We start from the raw sequence: 18,754 nt of genomic DNA, 5'->3' as shown, positions 1-18,754 counted from the left end.
TACGTTGCTGTAATCCTCGCACACGTTGGGATGGACAGGCAATCGGAAATCGGAGAAGATGACGGGTTTTAAAGGGGGCGGTATGGGGCGGCATATTCCACGCAAGCGTTTCGGGCAGCATTTCCTGCGTGATGAGTCTGTCGTGCGCGCGATGCTCTCCGCCATTAACCCGATGAAAGACGCCACGGTGGTCGAAATTGGTCCGGGCCTTGGTGCGCTGACACTCCCCCTTCTCACACGCCTTAATACCCTGCATATCGTTGAAATTGATACCGATTTGCAGGCGCACTGGCGGGCAAGCCCTGAGGCTTCGCGCCTGACGCTTCATGCCGCTGATGCGCTTACGCTTGATTACAGCCAGTGGGGAAAGGGGCTTCGGGTGGTCGGCAACCTGCCCTATAACATTTCAACGCCCTTGATTTTTCATCTGCTTCAGTACGCGCCCTTTATTAGCGACATGCATTTCATGCTGCAAAAAGAAGTCGTAGAGCGCCTCGCGGCACCTCCTGGCAGCAAGGATTACGGGCGTCTCAGCATCATGGTGCAGTACCTTTGCGCGGTGGACTATCTGTTTGATGTGGGGCCTGAAGCCTTCGACCCGCCGCCGCGCGTGGATTCCGCAGTCGTGCGCCTGACGCCGTGGGAGCGCTCCCCGTATGAAGCGGTCGATGTGAGCCGCCTGCAGCAGGTCGTTACCCGCGCCTTTTCCATGCGGCGCAAAACCATTGCCAATGCGTTAAAGCCGCTGTTTGATGCTGATACGCTGCGCACCCTTGGCCTCGACCCCGGCACCCGCCCCGAGCAGCTGGCCATTTCTGATTACATACGGCTTGCAGGCGCACTAAAGGACTGTTGAGCCGGAGTGTCGCATGTGTAGCCGTTCATACTGAGTGGCTACATTGCTCCAGCATACACTCATACTCAGTGACCGCATCTTGATAAACCTCATTACTGAAATTCCAGAGGGTTACATCTGTAGAGGAGCTGTCTAAGGGCCGGACTTCACATTTCGGATTACGGCGCAGATAATCGCAAATCTTTGCAAGTTTTGGGTCCAGAGCGGCTTTTTCCAAAAAGACCTCTGCTTTTTCCAGATTTTTGCTGCCAAGTTGAGGAATTCGACCGCGCAGCAGCAAGCAGGCGATTAAATCTGCCATTGGCCGATTAAGGGCTTCAAGCCGTTCAAGAGGCTGGGGCTCTTCTTTTGCCGCACGTTCAGCAGGTAGTGCCGTATCAATCGCGGGCTTTGACGGCATGTGGGTCGTAATCCAGGTTGTTAATAAACGCTGGTATCGAATCTCTGTTATTCCAAGAGAAGACGTTAAGGCCATTTGCAGTGAGGGCCCGAGATTTAGAGGCGCATGTATATCCTCCGCAAATAATGGAGCCAGGCGCTCCATCTGAATATCTTTATATAACCGGCCGAGCGCCCAGAAGACGGGCTCCATCCATGATGCCGGTAAATGCTGAAAAATTTCCAGCAGTGCTTCGGCCTCAGGGAAGGTCTTTCTAAACTCCGTATCAAAATAAGTTTTAAAATCACGCGGGGCTTCAGACGACTCAGGGGGAACTTTGAAAAAATCAGGACGACTTGCCACAACTCACCTCGCAGGCTACAAAATTGCAGGGAGACTATAACAGAACGGCAACACCTGCAAGTCCCAGGCTCCAGGGCGCTCCCTCATTCCATGATATGGCTGCAAACGCCACATTTTCGCTTTACATCATGAAATGAGGGCACGCCTTAGTCTATCCGTGAGATGACAAATTTATTGGATTTGGTCGTCCTTGATATCGAAAATTGTTTTCTGGTTTCGAGGCCCCGATAGTACCGTATGCATTCAAGTCGATTTTTATGCCCGCTCTTCGCAGGCGTGCCGTCCTTGTTTGAAGGCCAGAAATTAGTGTAAATCCACCAGTTATTGATGGTTGCTGTGTTGCCCTGACCGATAATCACGTTGGGGCATCGGTAATTCCCTTCGTAAGTATCTAAATAAAGGTCGCCAATGAATGCGAAATTTAAGTCATCTGGTGCCGAGGCAAGGCTACCACCAGATACGGTCGCATATACATGAGAATTCCGGCCATTCAAAACAGCGCGCTGCTGTTGGGATGCCCATCTGGCCACTTTGGCGTTCTTTTTTCTTGGGGCATGAACCGTTAAGGTTGATGTAAAATCTTTAGTCCATGCCCACTCCGTACCCTCCCAGCTGTTCATTGGATAAACCGAGTATGGTTCATAAGATTGAGTATCCCTGTCGGGTGCGGGAGATGCTGGTGCCAAAACAAAGTTGGTTGCACCAACAACAAAATAGACGATAGAACCGCCGGTACCCTCAAAAATTAACGTGTTGGCATGCATGATTGGAGAGGAATTGGCAGCAAATGCTGCGATAGACATTAACGAAAATAAGACCAGTTTTTTCATGTTTTGCTCTTTGCGAGTTGGTGGGGCAAGGATACCACGGCGACTATTTGCCGTCAATATTTACATTGTGATCAACAATGAATCAATGCAATGGCATCCTTATGCCCCGCCCGTACAAACCTTTTTCTCTCAAAGAATACAGTGAGCCTCGCCTTGCGAATTAAGCAGGGTATCAGTCTGATTCGTTGGGCATTGCCTGTCCCAGCACAAATACGACCTTCAAGGGCGCCACGTGCTGCATTACTTTTGCGAGAAAAAGCTCATTCGTCGGGTCATCAATCAGCAGTGTCAGGGTGTGTTTTTGTGGGTCGTATTCCACCGGGGTGACATCATGCGCGAGCAGCCACTGTATGAGCTTTTGGGGCAGCGTTTCCTGACAGCGCTGCAGTGCTTTGGGTACGGCAGATTCTGGGAACAGTGACAGGCGGTACTGCTGCGAAAGCGTTTCCTGCAGCTTTTCAGCCGAAATCATACCGTGCCTTAAGAGGATATCACCAAGGCGTTTGCCGCTTTGCTGCTGTAACAGAATGGCATCTTGTAACTGTTTGCTGCTGATAAGCCCCTTCTCCACCAGTAAATCACCAAGTCGGCGCCGATAGGGGGTTAAGAGATGGCTTCCTGGAAAATGATGGTCAGTTTTGTCCCATGCCGGCTGTTTACTCGGAGCGCTCGTTTTTGGCGCTTTGTAATAGACGCGGTAGGCGCGAAGGAGCGCATGCAGATTGAGAATATTGCCAAAAAACGCGCGGGGGATGGAAAGAAGCGCCGGTATCCAGTTCTGATACACCCGATGAATGGCGATGGCGCGCTGAATCATGCGCTCAATCATGACACACGTCACCCCGATAATGAGCCACCATACCCAGGGATGCAGGCTGAGCTGCTCCTGCAGGGTCGGGTATTCCGGCATGGCCCAGGTAAAGAACGAGTAAAAGACCCAGAATGCAAATACAAAATAGCCAAAGCCGTTGATAAAATGCGTGACAAAACCTTTGCGGTCATGCGCGAGCGTGAAACGCAGTTTCCAGGATTTCGGCCAGCCCGTGTGTGCCCACTCCTGAAAAACTATCCCGATAATCCAGCGCGCTTTCTGGCGTACGGCTTTTGAGTATTCGAGAGGAAAAAGCGCGCGGGTCGCGATATATTCTTTTGTGGGTTTCAGCACATACCCACGCCCAAACCAGCGTTTCTTCCATTGCATGCGCTCAATCTGGCGCAGTACAAAAATCTGCTTTAAACCAAGCAGGCGCATCTCGAGTGAGGTGCGATAATCTTCGGTCAGCGAATCGGTTGAAAAAGGAGTGTGAGTTTCCGGGTTTTCCATGAGCTTTAGGGCGCGGCTCGAGAACGCGGTTCCGACGCCTGCCGAGGGCACATGCCCGCGAATGGTTTCGCGCACGATAATATCTTTGGTGTGGTTTTCGGCAAATTCATCCGCATACAGCCAGTGGGTGAATTTACGATAGGGAACAGCAAGCGGAAACACAGGAATTTGAATCATGTCGTTTTTGGGCATCAGATAGTTGTAGAGCCGGAACGATAAAGGATGAATAACGTCTTCGGAGTCATGAAATACAAAAATATCAAAGGGTGTGGCCAGAGTTTTTTCGTATTCCTTTACATATTCATAGACGCCGTTGAGGTTCATGGCCTTGTTGGTAGGCCCTGGTTTTTTGCCAATCACACAGTGCACGTGCGCATTCTCACGTGCGACGGCCTGAACGGCTTCAATGGTGTCGGGGTCGTTGGGATACACGCCCACAAACAGGCAGTAATTGTCATAGTCAATGGAGTAGCAGTTTTGGCGCAGCATCGAGCCAATCACATCGGCCTCGTGCCAGCAGGGCACCAGAACGGCAATGCGCTGCTCGGGCTTTGCCACGAGCATCTCATAGGTCAGCGGTTTGTAGTGGCGGGTTTTCCAGAGGCGTCTGAAATAGCGTGTCCAGTACCAGAAGTCGATGAACAAATCGTCAATGGCGGAGAGCGCGAAGAGCACCGCGAGGATGACCAGCAGGTACCACATCACAAAATAGATAATCAGCAGCATCATGATGGCTAGACCCTCGCGTAGAAAAGCATTTGAACCACATTACGGGTATAGTACGGTGGATAGGGGTTAAACGATGCTCCTACCGGGAAATAAACCCCCCTGAGATGTTCCGCGCGAATTTCGAAATTAAACCGGTTGCTTGGAATATAGCCGATGCCAGGCCCGGTTTCGCCAATGTTGTTGAAAAACTGGCGTTGGGTATCTTCAATCACCCGGCCTTCCCAGTAGAGGTTTAGCATGCTGCTCTTATATTGCAGCAGTCGCACGCCCTGATGGGTTTTGAGCGTGGCAATGACATTATTCTGGTAACGTGAAAAATAGGTAATGTCGAGGTAGGCGGTGCTGTAATAGTCGACACCAACCCGAAAGTGCTCATACCAGGCGGGCTGCGCGCCAAACTCTCTATAGTACATGATGCCCGCACGCAAATCTGGCCGCCAGCGCGGGCGAAAGCGAAAGATAAGATCGTACGCCGCTCCACCCTCAACAAAGGCAATCAGCGGGATACCGGCAATAGGCGTAACCTGCACACCGGTACCAATAACGCGCACGTTATCCTCAAAAATCTGTGGCAACTGGCCAAAGGAATTGGTTTTATTGTCATCGGTCTGGCGAAACACCAGATAGGTTTTTGTCTGGAACTGGTTATTATGCTCGACACCAAGACGCGCCACGAGGGGGCGCACGGTCAGTCCAAACTGGCTTTGACTGAAAGGCGTAAAGAAGATTTCGCCAAACCAGGGGTCGGGGAGCGCTTTGGTCTGAAGGCCTCGAAGATTCGTCATGGCATTCTGGGCGCGGTATACCACCGTGTTATCGGTGGACGCCGTTGCCCACTGAAAATACTGATAGGCCGTTGGTTTGACGTTGATGACGTCATACAGATAACCCAGCTGCAGGGCGATGGCGGGGTCATAGGTTAAGTCATAGGCACTGGTAAAATAGCGAATGGCAGCGCGCGTGTGTTTGAATTCTGCCGCGAGATAGCCTGCGGATTTAAGTGCCGCCACATTTTTGGGAAAAGCCTTCACAATTTCTTGAATCAGCACCCATGCGGCTTTTTTATCGTGTTTCAACAGCGCGTAAAACTCATCCATTTTCACCTGTTCCGGTGAGAGCGGGGCTTGTTCTGCACCGGGCTGCGAGGCCGCGGCAGCATTTTGTGCATTAAGTGCTGCTACGTAATCAACTCCACGCAACGCGGCATCCCGCCCCTCACCCTCGCCCTGAGTGGCCGCGATAAGAAAAAAGGGCAGTGCCGCTTCTGGTTTGCCGGTGTCCATGTAAAGATAGGCTATCTGCAGCGCAAGCCCTGGTGCTGGTTCCTGCTGAAAAGCCGTCTCAAATAATACCAGTGCGTCTTGTTTTTTATTATCGGCAAGCGCGTCATAACCGGCTTCGAGCAGAACCTGCGGGTCAAGGGGCGCTACATGGCGCAGGAGGGAGAGCGTATCAGCGCTTGAGGAGTCTTTGGCGGCCTTTTCCGACCAGTATTTCGTTTTCAGAGCCTGTACCAGCAGCGAAGGCCTTTCCACCAGTGGCTGGTGCAGAGTGTCGATGCTGGTAATCGGCGTAATGAGGGAGGTGAGGATGAGCGGCTCCGTGGCAGATGTTTCTGGGGGACATGTTGCTGCGGCAAGTGCCTCACGCGCGGGCGCATAATGCGGGTTATCCCGCAGAATAATATCGAGTGTTCGGCGCGCCGCTTCAGGATTGGTTTTTTTGAGCAGGTAATAGCGGTTCATCATTACGCCCGGGTCCCGGCGCAGCTCATGAGCCTCGCGTATTGCAAAATGCAGCAGTGTGGCAATGAATGCGGCAACGATTAACACGCCTGCGACAATATTTCGGAGGGTTTGGGCTGACACGGTGCGTAGACTCCAGGGTATCCTCCTGATATTCGCACGATTTTTTCATGGATACCAGTCTTGTCGCGCTATGGTGTAGAATGAATGCGGTTTTGTGTGCGATGACGGCTAAACAGAGTCTGTAAAAGGAGAATGCCTTGTTTCAGCGCTATGGAAAAAAATCAGGCCAGGGACTGGCGTCAACGCCACAGGAGCTTACCCGCATTGTGCCCGTAGAGCAGTTGCTGGGTGATGAGCGGCGGCGCGTAACGCTGCAGAATATACGCCGTCAGGTCAGCCTTGCGAGCGCGCGCTACGACAGCCTTTGTTTCAGTCTTTTGCACACTTTTTCCGGGTATTGTCAGCAGTTTCCCGAGACCGACAACAGTTATTATGCCTATCCGGGCGGTATGCTTGACCGAGCGCTAAACCGTACGGAGGCAGCCCTTGAGCTTTTTCGCACGGTCATTATCTCTGGGGAAGACACACTGCTTTCTGAGGATCAGATGCTCTGGCAGTATGCGCTCTTTTCCGCAGCACTCCTAAAAGGCATCAGCAAACTGAAACTGCATCTTAAAGTAAATCTTTTTGATGCCGCGGGTCAGCCCCTGAAGCTTTGGAATCCGCTGCTTGAAAGCCTTTCTGCGGTCGGCAGTCAGTACAGTTACGCCTGGGAAAAGGGGGCGGAGCCCGAGCTATCGCACCGCTTGAATATCCTGATGGCGCGACAGCTGATGCCGGCGAGCGGGTTTGCCTGGATTGCTTCGCACCCGCAGGTGCTCGCAGTCTGGCTTGCACTGCTGTCGGATGATACCCGCTCTGCAGGCACGCTCGGCGCACTGCTTGTGCGCGCTGATGCACTTTCCCTGAGGCGCGCGCTCATGGGGCTTATCGCCGATGGCCGGGAGCGTGGCACACGCGCTGCGCGAATGTCGACATTTGTCGATGTTCCTGAAGGCGGCCGACTTTCCCGGGAGCAGGAAACCGGTGTGGTGTTTCTGCAATGGCTCGCTGAGGTCATGGCCAATGGCCAGCTGCAGCTGAACAAGCCGCCGCTGATGATGGTGCTGGCCGGCATGATGCTGTTGCCCGAGGCATTTCAGCTCTTTGTGCGCCAGCATCCTGAGTACAAAAACTGGCTTGCGGTGCAAAAGGGGCTGTTGTCGCTCGGTATACACCGGGTGGCGGTAGACGGCGGTTTTGAGTCACGTTATGAACAGGCTAATACGCAGCAGATTCATACGGGAATCGTTCTTGATGACTACGCCCTCGCACTGCCTGAGAGCGTGCTGGTGCATAACCTGTATACCGGCAGTGAGTCCCGCATGAGCGCACTTGAGGTGATAAACCTCACGGAATCCGGCGCACAGGCATTACTGGTTCAACAGAGCATGCAAAAAAGTCAGTTGCTACAGCAGCTGAATCCTCAGGGGGAGTGGAAAACGCAGGAAATGCCCGCGGGCTTTTTACAAAAACCAGGGAGCGTACGCGGTGGCTGATTATGCGGTTGGCGATGTCCAGGGGTGTTTTGGTCCATTACAGAACCTGTTGACGGAAATTGCCTTTTCCCCCGTAAACGACCGCCTGTGGTTTGTCGGCGATTTAGTCAATCGTGGCCCGGATTCGCTGGCCGTTTTGCGTTTCGTCAAAAGTCTGGGCGAACGCGCCCGTGTGACTCTCGGCAATCACGATTTACATTTGCTGGCACGATTATTTGTACCGGGAACGGCAAGTGCGCATGGTGATACCCTCGATGAGGTGCTTGCGGCACCTGATGCGCTCTCGCTTGGCCACTGGCTGCGGGCGCAGCCGCTTTTGTGGCAGGACAGCGCACTGGGTGTCGTGATGACGCATGCCGGCATTCCTCCATGGTGGGATGTGGAAACGGCAAGCCGCTGCGCTCGCGAAGTTGAGCAGGTGCTCATAGGCGATAGGTTTGTCGATTTTCTGGCGCACATGTATGGCAACAAACCTGACAGGTGGTCAGAGTCCCTTGAAGGCATTGCGCGTTATCGCCTGATTGTAAACGCCCTCACCCGCATGCGCTTTTGCCATACCGATGGCACTCTTAGCATGCGTTATAAAGGGACCGTTGCCGCCGCGCCGTCCGATATCAAGCCGTGGTTTGCAATTTCGCCGCGTAAAGCACTGAATGCCCGCCTCGTTTTTGGTCACTGGGCGGCACTTGAGGGGGAATGTCCGGTGCCGGACATTTATGCGGTTGATACCGGATGCGTCTGGGGAGGCAGCCTGACCGCGCTTCGCCTGCAGGATAACAAACGCTTTTCAGTGCCCGGATATGCCCGGGCTCGCCAGAAATAAGAAGGTATGCAGCCGTTTACAGGGTGGCTTGCGTTAGCTGCACGGCAACATCGGTATTAGGTGTTGAATCCGCTTTTTGGCTAAAGAGGTGATAGTGCAAAAGGGTTTTCAGGCTGGGTACGTTTAAATTGACACGCCTGAAGGCTGAAAGACTCTGGGTAATGTCAAAGCGTTTTTCCCAGTCCGGATTCAGCATTCCCATGAGAGCGCTCTGGATAGCGGTTTTAGCATCTGCCAGCAGGGGGTCACAGTGGGTAAACAGGCTGTCAAGCGCCGGATTCTCAGCGTTTTTCTTGTATTCGCTAAAACGTAAAGCGTGGTCGTAGCTTTCAAGCGATATGCCCCACACCATCGCAAGTCCCCGGGCAACGGTATAGATATCAGTTTTTAAGGTCTGAAGCGCGCCTTCTGTCATCATTTCCGGGGCGCAGAAAGCAAGCTTGCCGAATGCGCGGGTGGTGACTGTTACTTCAGTGGTGCTTAATCCAAAATCAATTATGGTGACCGTAGGTTTTGGCGTGCTGAGGTCTACCATCAGGTTATCAGGGGTCAGGTCGCGGTGAAGGATATAAGGTTTTACGAGGCGCGCTTCCACGGCCTCAAGGATGGCAATCGAAAGCTCGAGGCGTTTGGTATTGGAGATTGATAACTGTCCTTGATACACATCCAGCAGCGTATCAAAAAGATTTCGCCCTGGAGCCTGCCGCATAACGATAAAGCTGAGATTCGCAACAGCATGAAACACCGGAGGTTTACTGCCTCCATAACCTGCCCGCTCTATCATCCGCTGCTCCTCGAGAGCGTGTTCGAATGAATGTCTCTCGGTATGCTTTTGTATCTTGACGAGGCGCTTGAAGCCCGTTTTAGTCCGCGCGGCCTTAAGTATGAAGCCCTCTCTGGTGCGCTTGAAGGTGGCATCGATGGGGAATACGCCACCGAAAGTTCCCTTATCAAACGCGATGTCTCCCCAGAATTCGCAGCGCAGACTGCCGTCTGGTTTTTTGCTGCGGCGGATGAGCATGTTTTTCCCCAGCTGAAAGGGATAGCCGTTATCAAAATAACCAAACCTTCCTTTCTGAAGCCACTGCTCCTGTCGTTGTAACATGCCGCTCAAACACTGAAAAAACGCTGCGGCTGTGTCACCATGCAGCGTTTCCGGGGTTATTACTGTGAACATGTCTTGTCTACAAACGCGTGGAGCGATTTTACGAGGCGCTCAATGAGCAGCGTGATTTCTTCCCGCGTCATGACAAGCGGCGGAAGCAGGCGGATAACATTTTCTGCGGTAACATTCAGCAGCAGGCCATTTTCGAGCGCAATCGGGCGGATGCCGGCGGCGGGCATGTCCAGCTCAATGCCGGTCATGAAGCCGCGTCCGCGAATGGCGCGCACGGAGGGGTGGCTGCCAATGGCCGCGTGCAGCTGCTCTTGCAGCCAGATACCGTCGTTGGCTACTTTGTCGCAAATGTTATCGCGCGCCATGACGTTTAGCACGGTTTGTGCGACTGCACAGGCAAGCGGGTTGCCGCCAAAGGTGGAGCCGTGGTTGCCGGGTTTAAAAAGATTACAGGCATCTGCGCGCATGAGGCACGCGCCAATCGGTACGCCATTGCCAAGCCCTTTGGCGGTCGTGAGGATATCAGGCGTAATGCCATGGTGCATGTAGTCAAACCAGGCACCCGTTCGCCCGTTACCGGTCTGAATTTCATCGAAAATAAGCAGCCAGCCCTCTTTTTTACAAAGTGCCGCCACTTCCTGCAGGTAGTGTTCATCCGCCGGACGTATGCCGCCTTCTCCCTGAATGGGCTCGAGCATGACGGCAACCACATCGGTACGGTTCGCGGCAATTGTGCGCATGGCGGCAATGTCGTTAAAGGGGGCGCGGATAAAGCCTGGCACCAGCGGCTCAAAGCCTGCCTGCACCTTGCGGCTGCCGGATGCCGTGAGGGTTGCCATGGTGCGGCCATGAAAAGCGCCTTCCATCACGATAATCGAGGGATTGAGGACGCCTTTTTGATGACCATACAGACGGGTCAGCTTGATGGCGGCCTCATTGGCTTCGGCACCTGAGTTGCAGAAAAACACCTGCTCCATGCCGGTCAGACCAATCAGGTGCTCAGCAAGTGCTTCCTGTTCAGAAATAATAAACCCATTAGAGACATGCAGCAGCTTTTCCGCCTGAGCCTTGATGGTCTCCGTGACATCAGGATGCGCATGGCCCAGACCGCATACGGCAATTCCCGCAAGCCCGTCAAGGTACGCGTTGCCGGCAGTATCATACAGCCAGGCGCCTTTCCCGTGGGTAAAGGCAACAGGGAGTGGGTTGTACGTGGTTATCAGAGCCATGGGATTCATCCTGAAAATGGGTTTATTTAAAATTGGCGGCTACAAAATCCCAGTTCACCCGGGACCAGAACGCGCTGATATAGTCCGGTCGCGCGTTGCGGTAGTCTATATAATAAGCATGCTCCCAGACATCGCAGGTCAAGAGTGCGGTCTGACCGCTTGTCATCGGTGTGCCGGCATTGCTGGTGCTGGTGATTTCAAGTGAACCATCGGCATTTTGCACGAGCCAGGCCCATCCTGATCCAAAGGTTGCAATGGCTTTTTGTGTGAACTGTTCACGAAATGCTTCAAAACTGCCGAAGGTGGAAGTAATGGCTGCCGCCAGCGCGCCTTTAGGTTCGCCACCGCCGTTTGGAGAGAGGCAGTGCCAGTAGAACGTGTGATTCCATACTTGAGCGGCATTATTAAAGACAGGGCCTGTGGCGCGGCAGATGATGTCCTCGAGTGACAGGGTTTCATATTCGGTACCGGCAACGAGTTTATTAAGATTCACCACATAGGCGTTGTGATGCTTGCCATAATGGTATTCAAGCGTTTCTTTAGAAATGGCCGGGGCAAGCGCATCCATCGCATAAGGCAGTGGGGGAAGAGTAAAGGTCATTTTCAGCTCCTGAAGGAAATATTGAGCAAGTGTATCAGGAACACGCCGACTTTCAACCGCGCGGGTTGCGTCCTGTTTGTAAATTCGCCATAATTAATGTGGATTTCAGTAATCAATCACGCAGGTGTTCCCTTGGAAACAATCGACAAAATCAAACAGCAAATTAGCGAAAACACGGTTCTTCTTTACATGAAGGGTTCGCCGAAGATGCCGCAGTGCGGTTTTTCTGCACGTGCTGTGCAGTGCATCGAGGCATGTGGCGTGGATTTTGCCTATGTTGATGTGCTGGCTAATCCTGACATTCGTCAGGTTCTGCCACAGTATGCCGACTGGCCAACGTTTCCCCAGCTGTATGTGAAAGGTGAGCTTGTGGGCGGTTCGGACATTATCCTTGAGATGTATCAGCAGGGTGAGCTTGAGCCACTGCTGCGCGAAGCGGTTACACACGCATAACATCATTATTAAACACTGGAGAGTATTCATGAGCGTACTGGTTGGACGCAAGGCCCCCGATTTTACCGTTGCCGCCGTATCCGGAACGGGCGAGATTCTTGATAAATTCAATCTGCACGAAACCATTCGTGGCAAATACGCGCTGGTGTTTTTCTACCCGCTCGATTTCACGTTTGTGTGCCCCTCCGAGCTGATTGCGCTCGACAAACGTATGGATGCGTTTAAAGAACGTGGCGTGGAAGTGATTGGCGTGTCGATTGACTCCCAGTTCACGCACAATGCCTATCGCAACACCCCGGTCAATGCCGGAGGTATTGGCCCCGTGCGTTATACGCTTGCGGCAGACGTCACACACACCATCTGCCAGTCTTACGGCGTTGAACATCCGGTGGCCGGCGTTGCGTTCCGTGGTGCGTTCGTTATTGATAAAAACGGCGTTGTCCGCTCACAAGTCGTGAATGACCTTCCCATCGGCCGTAACATTGACGAGCTGCTGCGCATCATTGACGCTGTACAGTTCTTTGAAGAGCACGGTGAAGTGTGCCCGGCTGGCTGGCAAAAAGGCAAGGCCGGTATGAAAGCCTCAACCAAAGGCGTTGCCGACTACCTGTCTTCACATTCAAGCGATCTTTAAATAGACGTCCGGCAGAGGGTGCCTGCATCCTCTGCCATCTACTGATGACACGCCCTAAAAAGCCCCTGCCATTTTTTCCCGCCACGTATTTAACATCGTACAAAATAAATCGGCTGTTTTTTCTGCGTCATAAATGGCTGAATGTGCTTCTTTGATATTAAACCCGAGCCCCGCCTCTTCGACTGCTTTTACCAATACGGTTTGCCCATAAAAAAGACCCGCAAGCGTTGCCGTATCAAAGCAGGTAAACGCATGAAAAGGAAATTTGACCTTGCTGCGTGCTGCCGCTTCTCTGACAAACAACAAATCAAACCAGGCATTATGCCCAACCAGCACGGCCCGCTGACACCGATGTTTTTTTAGTGCGGCATGAATCGGCTCAAAAAGACGGGTGAGTGCTTCTTTTTCTTCTACGGCATAGCGTAGCGGCTGCCACGGGTCAATCTGGTTAAAATCCAGTGATTCCTGACAAAGAACCGCGCCATCAAAAGGCAGAATATGCTCAAAATAACTTTCTGCGCGGTAAAATTCACCTGCCTCATTAATATCGAGCAGGGTGACACACATTTCCAAAAGCGCATTGGTCTTAAAGTCAACACCACTCGTTTCCACATCAACGACAACGGGTAAAAAGCCGCGAAACCGATTTTTTAGTGTGGGTTTTGTCAGCCATTCATGCACTTTCATACACGCTCCAGGCCAGCGTTTCACCCGCTCGCATGGGAACCACCTGATGTGTGCCAAGCGACAGGGTCGCAGGCACAACGCTCGGTTCACGGCGTAATTCTAAAGCGCGTGAATTGGGGGGAACCTTATAAAAATCAGCACCAAATTGGCTCATAAAGCCCTCAAGGCGTTCCAGTTTATCGCTGTCTGCAAATGCTTCTGCATAGAGGGAAAGCGCGTAGGGTGCAGAATAAATCCCGGCACATCCGCAGGCGCTTTCTTTGGTTTCAACCGCATGAGGTGCGCTGTCGGTGCCGGCAAAAAATTTCGGGTTGCCGCTCGTGGCGGCGCGCATGAGTGTCTGCTGATTGCCAGCAGATTTTAGAATGGGCAGGCAATAATAATGTGGGCGGATACCGCCGGCAAGGAGGTGATTTCTGTTATAGAGCAGGTGATGCGGGGTAATGGTCGCGGCCACCGTATCCGGCGCGCTTTCCACAAATTCCACCGCGGCTTTGGTGGAAACATGTTCAAGAACAATGCGCAGTTTTGGAAAATCACTGACCAGCGGGGTTAAAACAGATTCTACGAAGTGACGCTCGCGCGTAAAGATATCACCGTGTGTGACTTCGCCGTGCAGCTGCAAAACGAGATCGAGCGACTGCATGCACTCAAGCAGCGGATAAAGCGGGCGAAGACCGCTGGCGCCTTCATCAGAATGGGTCGTAGCACCCAGAGGATAAAACTTCGCACCAGCTATCCATGGGTGCGCTTTGGCCGCCATCAGCGTATCTGGAGTGACTTCATGGTTTAAAAAGAGTGTCAGGCGAACATCGAGCGCGTGTTGCGCCGGCAGTGTGGCATAAATGCGCTCACGATACTGTTGAAGTGATGCCACCGTAGTGAGGGCGGGCTTAAGGTTAGGCATCGCAAGAATGCGCCCGAAATGCCTTGCCGAGGCTGCGACAGTGTCCTTGAGCATATCGCCATCACGCAGATGGACATGCCAGTCATCGGGTTGAGTGATAATAAGGGATTGCATGTTGTAGGCCCGATACACAAAAGTTTCAGAAGTGTAGCATGGTCGCATCGCCAAACAAAAAAAACCGCAAATCGCCACTTGCGCCAGCGGAACAGGAGTGGGATACTGTTTTGGGAGGTTGGACAACGCACTGCAATGCCCTGAATTTATACACTATTTGATGGATTAAAAAAAATCAGATTTTGAATAAATTTTGAAGTACAGGTGTTGACATTGCTAAAATCCGGCTGGATAATCACTTTATGTACGCTCTCGGTTAGAGCGATGATTGCGTACTGTAGTCAATGCCTTGGCTGTGAGTTGACGACAAAACGGAAATTAATAATAAAAAGTGGAGATGAAGTATGTCTAATTTGAAAAAAACAGCGGTAGCTGTCCTTGCTTTAGGTAGCAGCGCAGTATTTGCTGGCACCATGGGCCCAGTATGCACACCAGGTAGCGTAACTGTACCTTGCGAAAGAAGCGCCTGGGACTTCGGTGCTCGTGCACTGGTTCTGAAGCCGATGATGGACGCTGACATGAGCTATGTCGGTTCATCTGCGTTCATTGGTACGGGCTTTGACACTGTTGCTGTCCGTGACCATGACTTCGATGCTGATTGGGGATGGGGCTTCATGATCGAAGGTTCCTACCACTTCAACACTGGTAACGACCTGAACCTGAACTGGTACCACTACAGCAAAGATACCACAAACCGTTACCTGTCTGGCGTCTTCACACCAGCTGGCGACCTCGAACTGCCGACACGTGTCAGCATCGAGCCTAAGTGGGATGCTGTAAACCTTGAGTTCGGTCAACACGTTGATTTCGGCGAGTTCAAGAACATCCGTTTCCACGGTGGTGTTCAGTACGCTCGCATCGAGCATGAAGGTCGTGCTCTGATCAACAACAACATCATCACCCCGCTGACTGTTGGTATCGCTTCCAACACGAAGTACAACGGTTTCGGACCACGCGTTGGTGCTGACATGTCCTACGACTGGGGCAATGGTTTCGGTATCTACGCTAACGGCGCAACCGCTATCCTGGCTGGTTCCAGCAAGTACGACATCGCTGCTGCTGCTGCACTTGATGGTGATGTGTTCCTGGCTGCTGCTCGTACAGGCTCCAAAGATGCTCTGGTTCCAGAAATGGAAGCAAAACTGGGTGCTACGTACAACTACGCAATGGCTCAAGGCGACCTGATGCTGGATGTAGGTTGGATGTGGGTTAACTACTTCAACGCTAACTACGTCCGTACAATCGGCGTTCAAGAGTCTGATTTTGGCGTAACCGGTCTGTACTTCGGTGGAAAGTGGGTTGGCAACATTGCCTAATCTGCATAGCGAAAAATCCTTACAGAAGCCCATCCGTGTTGATGGGCTTTTTTTTATAAGATAAACGGAGTAAGTATGTTAAAGAAAACTGTCCTTGCTGTGTCAGGTATTCTTGCAAGTGCTGTTGCAGCCGCCGGAACCATGGGTCCTGTTTGCACCCCCGGTAGCGTAACCGTTCCATGTGCGGCCTCTGGCTGGGATGTAGGCATTCAGGCGCTTTACCTGAAGCCCATGCACACTATCGCAGAAAATCCAATTACCGTTGTGGATAGCGATCCGTCACTGGGTATGGACTGGGGATTTCGTCTCGAAGGCTCTTACCATTTTAATACTGGTAACGACATTACGATGACATGGATTCACTACGATCAAGACAGCACTCTGACAGGTCAGGGGCTTGATTTTGCTTTGCCTTTCGCACCAATAGATTCCAAAGTCAACAACCGTATTGAGCAGGTGAATCTGGTCATGGGGCAACACGTTGACATGGGTGCCCGCAAAGACGCGCGCTTCTATGCCGGTATGCAATATGCCAAACTGGTACTCGATACCAACACATTTTACGGCGTATTCCCCATCGCAGGTCCTGTAGCGTTCAATGGATTACACACTTCCTACTTCCAGGGCGTTGGCCCCGTCGTTGGTGTTGATTATGCCTACGATGTTATGGGTGGCCTCAGCCTGACAGCCAACACGGCTGCAACCGTGCTGTACGGAAATTCCCGATCCAGCGCATCTGTTGTATTAAACGAAGCGCTTATTACGCAGTCGTTCTATGCACAGAAGAAGGCCATCGTTCCTGAGCTTGAAGCTAAACTCGGCTTGAACTATGCGCATGCAATGGCATACGGTACGCTCAATCTTGAGGGTGGTTACATGGCGATGAATTACTTCAATCCGCTGATGACCTACTTCCATACCAACAGCGATGTTGGCTACATGGGCCCCTACTTTGGCGTTAAGTGGCTGGGTGCTGCATAAGACAGTTGCCGGACTTAACAGCCCAGCCTTGCAAAAACACATAACATATAAATGGGTTAACGCAGGCTGGGCTGTTAAGCCCGGCAAATCAATCTACCGCGTTTAGAAACATCATTGTGCGCGCGCAACCAACCTGCCGTCCGCGGCACAATACTCAGTATCCACCTGTAGCGCTTCAAGAAACAAGTCATGAGACACCACAACCATACTCCCGGGATAATCCCTGAGCACCTGCAATACATGTTCACGCATGTCTCCATCAAGGTTATTGGTGATTTCATCAAGAATCAGCAACGAGGGCATTTTCAGCGCCATAAACAGCAATTAAAGTCTTGTCCGTTCACCACCGGAGAGTGTGGCGCAATTACCTGGAAATACCCATGCCTTCCCGAGCTCATTGTAAAAATATGCACAACCTTCATAAAGCGGCGTTGAAAAATTGTCAAAACGGCAGATTGATATTGACCCCTAATGCGAGTAATGTACGCCAATCCTCCGCGGCAGAGATAATCCTGCGCGCTTTGTTTTATCAGAAGGAGTCAAAATGGCCGCATCCAAGGAAAGTGTATTTGAATGGCCTCATATTCTCATCGTTGGCGAAAATCCCGCAGATGGCAGTCAATATACCTTTTTGACGCAGATCATACACAAATTGCATCAGCATGGTTATAAAAGCTTTTGGGATTTTGAGCGGGTCGAGGGGACTCTTGAGGAAGAGCGGCAGCGAATCAAGGACAAGCTTGAAGATGTAAAGACGAACATTGCGCCAAAGATTGAAGTGCTCATTTATCAGGCCAAAGAAAAATGTCTGGAATTACATGCGGCAGGTGCTCTCCACAGCCAGTTTCCATTATGGCTCGAAAGCTTGTTTACGGCTTGTACGGTACCGGCTGTCAAAGCCACAATTTTAGCCCTGAGAGTCATTACAATACGGGCAATCAATAACACCTCATCGTTTTCTCTGGATAATCTCCTCACTCAAATCGACGAATTACAGAATAATACCAGCGTACATATTTACCGTGCACTGTCCACCTCTTTGAGTCTGATAGAAGCATTGCAGGACAGTGAATTTTGCTATAGGGCGTTTGAAACGCGTGAATTTCATGGACTTCATACCAGTCTTTCATCCCGTTTGGCAATCAAGCCCATGACACAATATGAGCTGTTCAGTCCGGTGTTGCGTCTCAAGGAGATGTCGGACGCACGGCACACACGAATTCAGCAGGAACTCATTACCCAGGGAAACCCAGTTATTCTATACTGCTGCACTCAAAATGCGTTGGATTTTTTGTGTCGTTCATCAAAAGAGATTCGCCAACGCCTTTGCATTTTTCATGTCTACAATCTGCAACCAGAAGCAAAAGACAAACCGGTTTTCCCGTTTTCTGAACTGGACTCCAGAATGCAAGACACTGTGCGAAGCCATCGTGCAACCCTGCGTTTGATTTTTCGCCCTGAAATTCAACAGAGTGTTGATGGAGCCGGTCAGACGCAAGAGGAGCTGGCTGACCGCTTATTGGAAATGGTTCAGAAAAAGGCAGGTAACTTCGCGGTGCCATCAGTACAAACCATATCCGAGCCTCTCGATGTGTGCGACCCTGGTATGAGGCGTTAATTGATGACATGCCCTAAAATTTACGGCAGCATGTTGATAACATCCGCAGCCCTTCTCACTTTCTTGTGAGAAGGGTTAACGACGTATTTCTTCAATGGAATCTTTAAAAGCCTAAGCGTATACCGCGACGCTGCCCGCTCCCTCGCTTTCCGGTACATTACTCTGAGGCGGAAAATCTGTGTGTGCAGTAAACGCTTTGGGCGTGATTTGACGCTCTCGCCCTGCAGCCCCGTACAGTAAAACATGACAGTATTTGATCACAACAGACTGTCTATTAAAAGCATAAAGCTGCAGATTTTTGCGCCCTCATTGGAAAGTGAGGAGGCCACGGGAGAGTGGGCAAACCTTTGTCGCCATGGAAGGCGACATAGAGCCCCATGGATGGGTTTACGCGTGTTTGACCACTCTCCCGTGGCTTCCTTACTTTCTGGCACACACTCGCAGGCC

Annotated in this window: 19 protein-coding genes; 9 read left to right on the top strand and 10 right to left on the bottom strand. The window is 51.7% G+C overall.

The features are described 5' to 3' along the window. The first annotated feature begins 58 nt into the window (after positions 1-58). Positions 59-856, top strand: coding sequence for a 16S rRNA (adenine(1518)-N(6)/adenine(1519)-N(6))-dimethyltransferase RsmA (rsmA, locus tag E4T54_RS05610; RefSeq protein ID WP_244924878.1), 798 nt, complete (start codon positions 59-61; stop codon positions 854-856). A 25-nt stretch (positions 857-881) separates the two neighbouring features. On the opposite strand, the gene E4T54_RS05605 is transcribed toward rsmA, so the two are convergent. The 4 genes from E4T54_RS05605 to E4T54_RS05590 form a co-directional block, all read right to left on the bottom strand. Continuing rightward, on the bottom strand, positions 882-1,598 hold the full coding sequence (locus E4T54_RS05605) for a hypothetical protein (protein ID WP_028386220.1): 717 nt from the start codon (positions 1,596-1,598) through the stop codon (positions 882-884). Positions 1,599-1,744: 146 nt separating this feature from the next. Beyond that, positions 1,745-2,428 carry a hypothetical protein gene (locus E4T54_RS05600; protein WP_028386219.1) on the bottom strand — a complete coding sequence of 228 codons (684 nt, stop codon included), beginning with the start codon at positions 2,426-2,428 and terminating at the stop codon, positions 1,745-1,747. Positions 2,429-2,600: 172 nt separating this feature from the next. Further along, positions 2,601-4,481 (bottom strand): glycosyl transferase family protein, encoded by a 1,881-nt coding sequence (locus E4T54_RS05595; protein WP_051550858.1) that lies wholly within the window; start codon positions 4,479-4,481, stop codon positions 2,601-2,603. A gap of 5 nt (positions 4,482-4,486) precedes the next feature. Beyond that, the gene (locus E4T54_RS05590; RefSeq protein WP_028386218.1) at positions 4,487-6,349 is read right to left on the bottom strand and encodes a tetratricopeptide repeat protein; all 1,863 of its coding nucleotides are present in this window, start codon (positions 6,347-6,349) and stop codon (positions 4,487-4,489) included. Positions 6,350-6,486: 137 nt separating this feature from the next. Between E4T54_RS05590 and E4T54_RS05585 the strand changes: the two genes are divergently transcribed. Both E4T54_RS05585 and E4T54_RS05580 read left to right on the top strand, forming a co-directional pair. Beyond that, positions 6,487-7,827 carry a TraI domain-containing protein gene (locus E4T54_RS05585; protein WP_028386217.1) on the top strand — a complete coding sequence of 447 codons (1,341 nt, stop codon included), beginning with the start codon at positions 6,487-6,489 and terminating at the stop codon, positions 7,825-7,827. Then, complete coding sequence (locus tag E4T54_RS05580) at positions 7,820-8,650, top strand: symmetrical bis(5'-nucleosyl)-tetraphosphatase (protein ID WP_028386216.1); 831 nt, start codon at positions 7,820-7,822, stop codon at positions 8,648-8,650. Before E4T54_RS05585 ends, E4T54_RS05580 begins: the two co-directional genes overlap by 8 nt. Before the next feature lie 16 nt (positions 8,651-8,666). On the opposite strand, the gene E4T54_RS05575 is transcribed toward E4T54_RS05580, so the two are convergent. Next, positions 8,667-9,488, bottom strand: coding sequence for a protein kinase domain-containing protein (locus tag E4T54_RS05575; RefSeq protein WP_342353699.1), 822 nt, complete (start codon positions 9,486-9,488; stop codon positions 8,667-8,669). Here E4T54_RS05575 and E4T54_RS12000 point away from each other — a divergent pair. Further along, positions 9,477-9,752 carry a hypothetical protein gene (locus E4T54_RS12000; protein ID WP_028386214.1) on the top strand — a complete coding sequence of 92 codons (276 nt, stop codon included), beginning with the start codon at positions 9,477-9,479 and terminating at the stop codon, positions 9,750-9,752. The two genes, E4T54_RS05575 and E4T54_RS12000, sit on opposite strands and share 12 nt — an antisense overlap. A 62-nt stretch (positions 9,753-9,814) precedes the next feature. Here the strand turns inward: E4T54_RS12000 and E4T54_RS05570 are convergent, their stop codons facing one another. Both E4T54_RS05570 and E4T54_RS05565 read right to left on the bottom strand, forming a co-directional pair. Then, positions 9,815-10,996, bottom strand: a complete 1,182-nt coding sequence (locus tag E4T54_RS05570) for an aspartate aminotransferase family protein (protein ID WP_028386213.1) — start codon at positions 10,994-10,996, stop codon at positions 9,815-9,817. Between the two features lie 22 nt (positions 10,997-11,018). Further along, a complete protein-coding gene (locus E4T54_RS05565) occupies positions 11,019-11,597 on the bottom strand; it encodes a superoxide dismutase (protein ID WP_028386212.1) in 579 nt (192 codons plus the stop codon). Between the two features lie 132 nt (positions 11,598-11,729). On the opposite strand from E4T54_RS05565, the gene grxD reads away from it, so the two are divergent. Together grxD and E4T54_RS05555 are read left to right on the top strand one after the other, a co-directional pair. Further along, positions 11,730-12,050 carry a Grx4 family monothiol glutaredoxin gene (gene grxD / locus E4T54_RS05560; protein ID WP_028386211.1) on the top strand — a complete coding sequence of 107 codons (321 nt, stop codon included), beginning with the start codon at positions 11,730-11,732 and terminating at the stop codon, positions 12,048-12,050. A 28-nt stretch (positions 12,051-12,078) separates the two neighbouring features. Beyond that, positions 12,079-12,684, top strand: a complete 606-nt coding sequence (locus E4T54_RS05555; RefSeq protein ID WP_028386210.1) for a peroxiredoxin — start codon at positions 12,079-12,081, stop codon at positions 12,682-12,684. A 54-nt stretch (positions 12,685-12,738) separates the two neighbouring features. Here the strand turns inward: E4T54_RS05555 and rnt are convergent, their stop codons facing one another. Both rnt and pyrC read right to left on the bottom strand, forming a co-directional pair. Next, positions 12,739-13,371: a ribonuclease T gene (gene rnt / locus E4T54_RS05550; protein ID WP_028386209.1), complete on the bottom strand. Its 633-nt coding sequence runs from the start codon at positions 13,369-13,371 to the stop codon at positions 12,739-12,741. Continuing rightward, entirely contained in the window at positions 13,358-14,392 is a 1,035-nt protein-coding gene (gene pyrC / locus E4T54_RS05545) for a dihydroorotase (protein WP_028386208.1), read from the bottom strand. The genes rnt and pyrC overlap by 14 nt, the downstream gene beginning before the upstream one ends. A gap of 344 nt (positions 14,393-14,736) precedes the next feature. On the opposite strand from pyrC, the gene E4T54_RS05540 reads away from it, so the two are divergent. Both E4T54_RS05540 and E4T54_RS05535 read left to right on the top strand, forming a co-directional pair. Further along, positions 14,737-15,708, top strand: coding sequence for an Lpg1974 family pore-forming outer membrane protein (locus E4T54_RS05540; protein WP_028386207.1), 972 nt, complete (start codon positions 14,737-14,739; stop codon positions 15,706-15,708). Positions 15,709-15,783: 75 nt separating this feature from the next. Beyond that, a complete protein-coding gene (locus E4T54_RS05535) occupies positions 15,784-16,689 on the top strand; it encodes an Lpg1974 family pore-forming outer membrane protein (protein WP_028386206.1) in 906 nt (301 codons plus the stop codon). Between the two features lie 111 nt (positions 16,690-16,800). On the opposite strand, the gene E4T54_RS05530 is transcribed toward E4T54_RS05535, so the two are convergent. Beyond that, a complete protein-coding gene (locus E4T54_RS05530) occupies positions 16,801-16,992 on the bottom strand; it encodes a P-loop NTPase family protein (RefSeq protein ID WP_202971936.1) in 192 nt (63 codons plus the stop codon). 241 nt (positions 16,993-17,233) lie between these two features. On the opposite strand from E4T54_RS05530, the gene E4T54_RS05525 reads away from it, so the two are divergent. Next, positions 17,234-18,307: a hypothetical protein gene (locus E4T54_RS05525; protein ID WP_028386205.1), complete on the top strand. Its 1,074-nt coding sequence runs from the start codon at positions 17,234-17,236 to the stop codon at positions 18,305-18,307. Positions 18,308-18,754: the final 447 nt, after the last annotated feature.

It is taken from the genome of Legionella geestiana (assembly GCF_004571195.1).
GTDB classification, from domain to species: domain Bacteria; phylum Pseudomonadota; class Gammaproteobacteria; order Legionellales; family Legionellaceae; genus Legionella_B; species Legionella_B geestiana.
Note: the sequence above shows the minus strand (reverse complement) of the source record. Positions and strands in the feature narration are given on the sequence as shown.

Coding starts and splice junctions, on each gene's coding strand:
- rsmA (WP_244924878.1), top strand. CDS start 59: ATGACGGGTTTTAAAGGGGGCGGTATGGGGCGGCATATTCCACGCAAG.
- E4T54_RS05530 (WP_202971936.1), bottom strand. CDS start 16,992: ATGCCCTCGTTGCTGATTCTTGATGAAATCACCAATAACCTTGATGGA.
- E4T54_RS05525 (WP_028386205.1), top strand. CDS start 17,234: ATGGCCGCATCCAAGGAAAGTGTATTTGAATGGCCTCATATTCTCATC.
- rnt (WP_028386209.1), bottom strand. CDS start 13,371: ATGAAAGTGCATGAATGGCTGACAAAACCCACACTAAAAAATCGGTTT.
- E4T54_RS05595 (WP_051550858.1), bottom strand. CDS start 4,481: ATGATGCTGCTGATTATCTATTTTGTGATGTGGTACCTGCTGGTCATC.
- E4T54_RS05540 (WP_028386207.1), top strand. CDS start 14,737: ATGTCTAATTTGAAAAAAACAGCGGTAGCTGTCCTTGCTTTAGGTAGC.
- E4T54_RS05600 (WP_028386219.1), bottom strand. CDS start 2,428: ATGAAAAAACTGGTCTTATTTTCGTTAATGTCTATCGCAGCATTTGCT.
- E4T54_RS12000 (WP_028386214.1), top strand. CDS start 9,477: ATGCTTTTGTATCTTGACGAGGCGCTTGAAGCCCGTTTTAGTCCGCGC.
- E4T54_RS05565 (WP_028386212.1), bottom strand. CDS start 11,597: ATGACCTTTACTCTTCCCCCACTGCCTTATGCGATGGATGCGCTTGCC.
- E4T54_RS05570 (WP_028386213.1), bottom strand. CDS start 10,996: ATGGCTCTGATAACCACGTACAACCCACTCCCTGTTGCCTTTACCCAC.
- pyrC (WP_028386208.1), bottom strand. CDS start 14,392: ATGCAATCCCTTATTATCACTCAACCCGATGACTGGCATGTCCATCTG.
- E4T54_RS05555 (WP_028386210.1), top strand. CDS start 12,079: ATGAGCGTACTGGTTGGACGCAAGGCCCCCGATTTTACCGTTGCCGCC.
- E4T54_RS05535 (WP_028386206.1), top strand. CDS start 15,784: ATGTTAAAGAAAACTGTCCTTGCTGTGTCAGGTATTCTTGCAAGTGCT.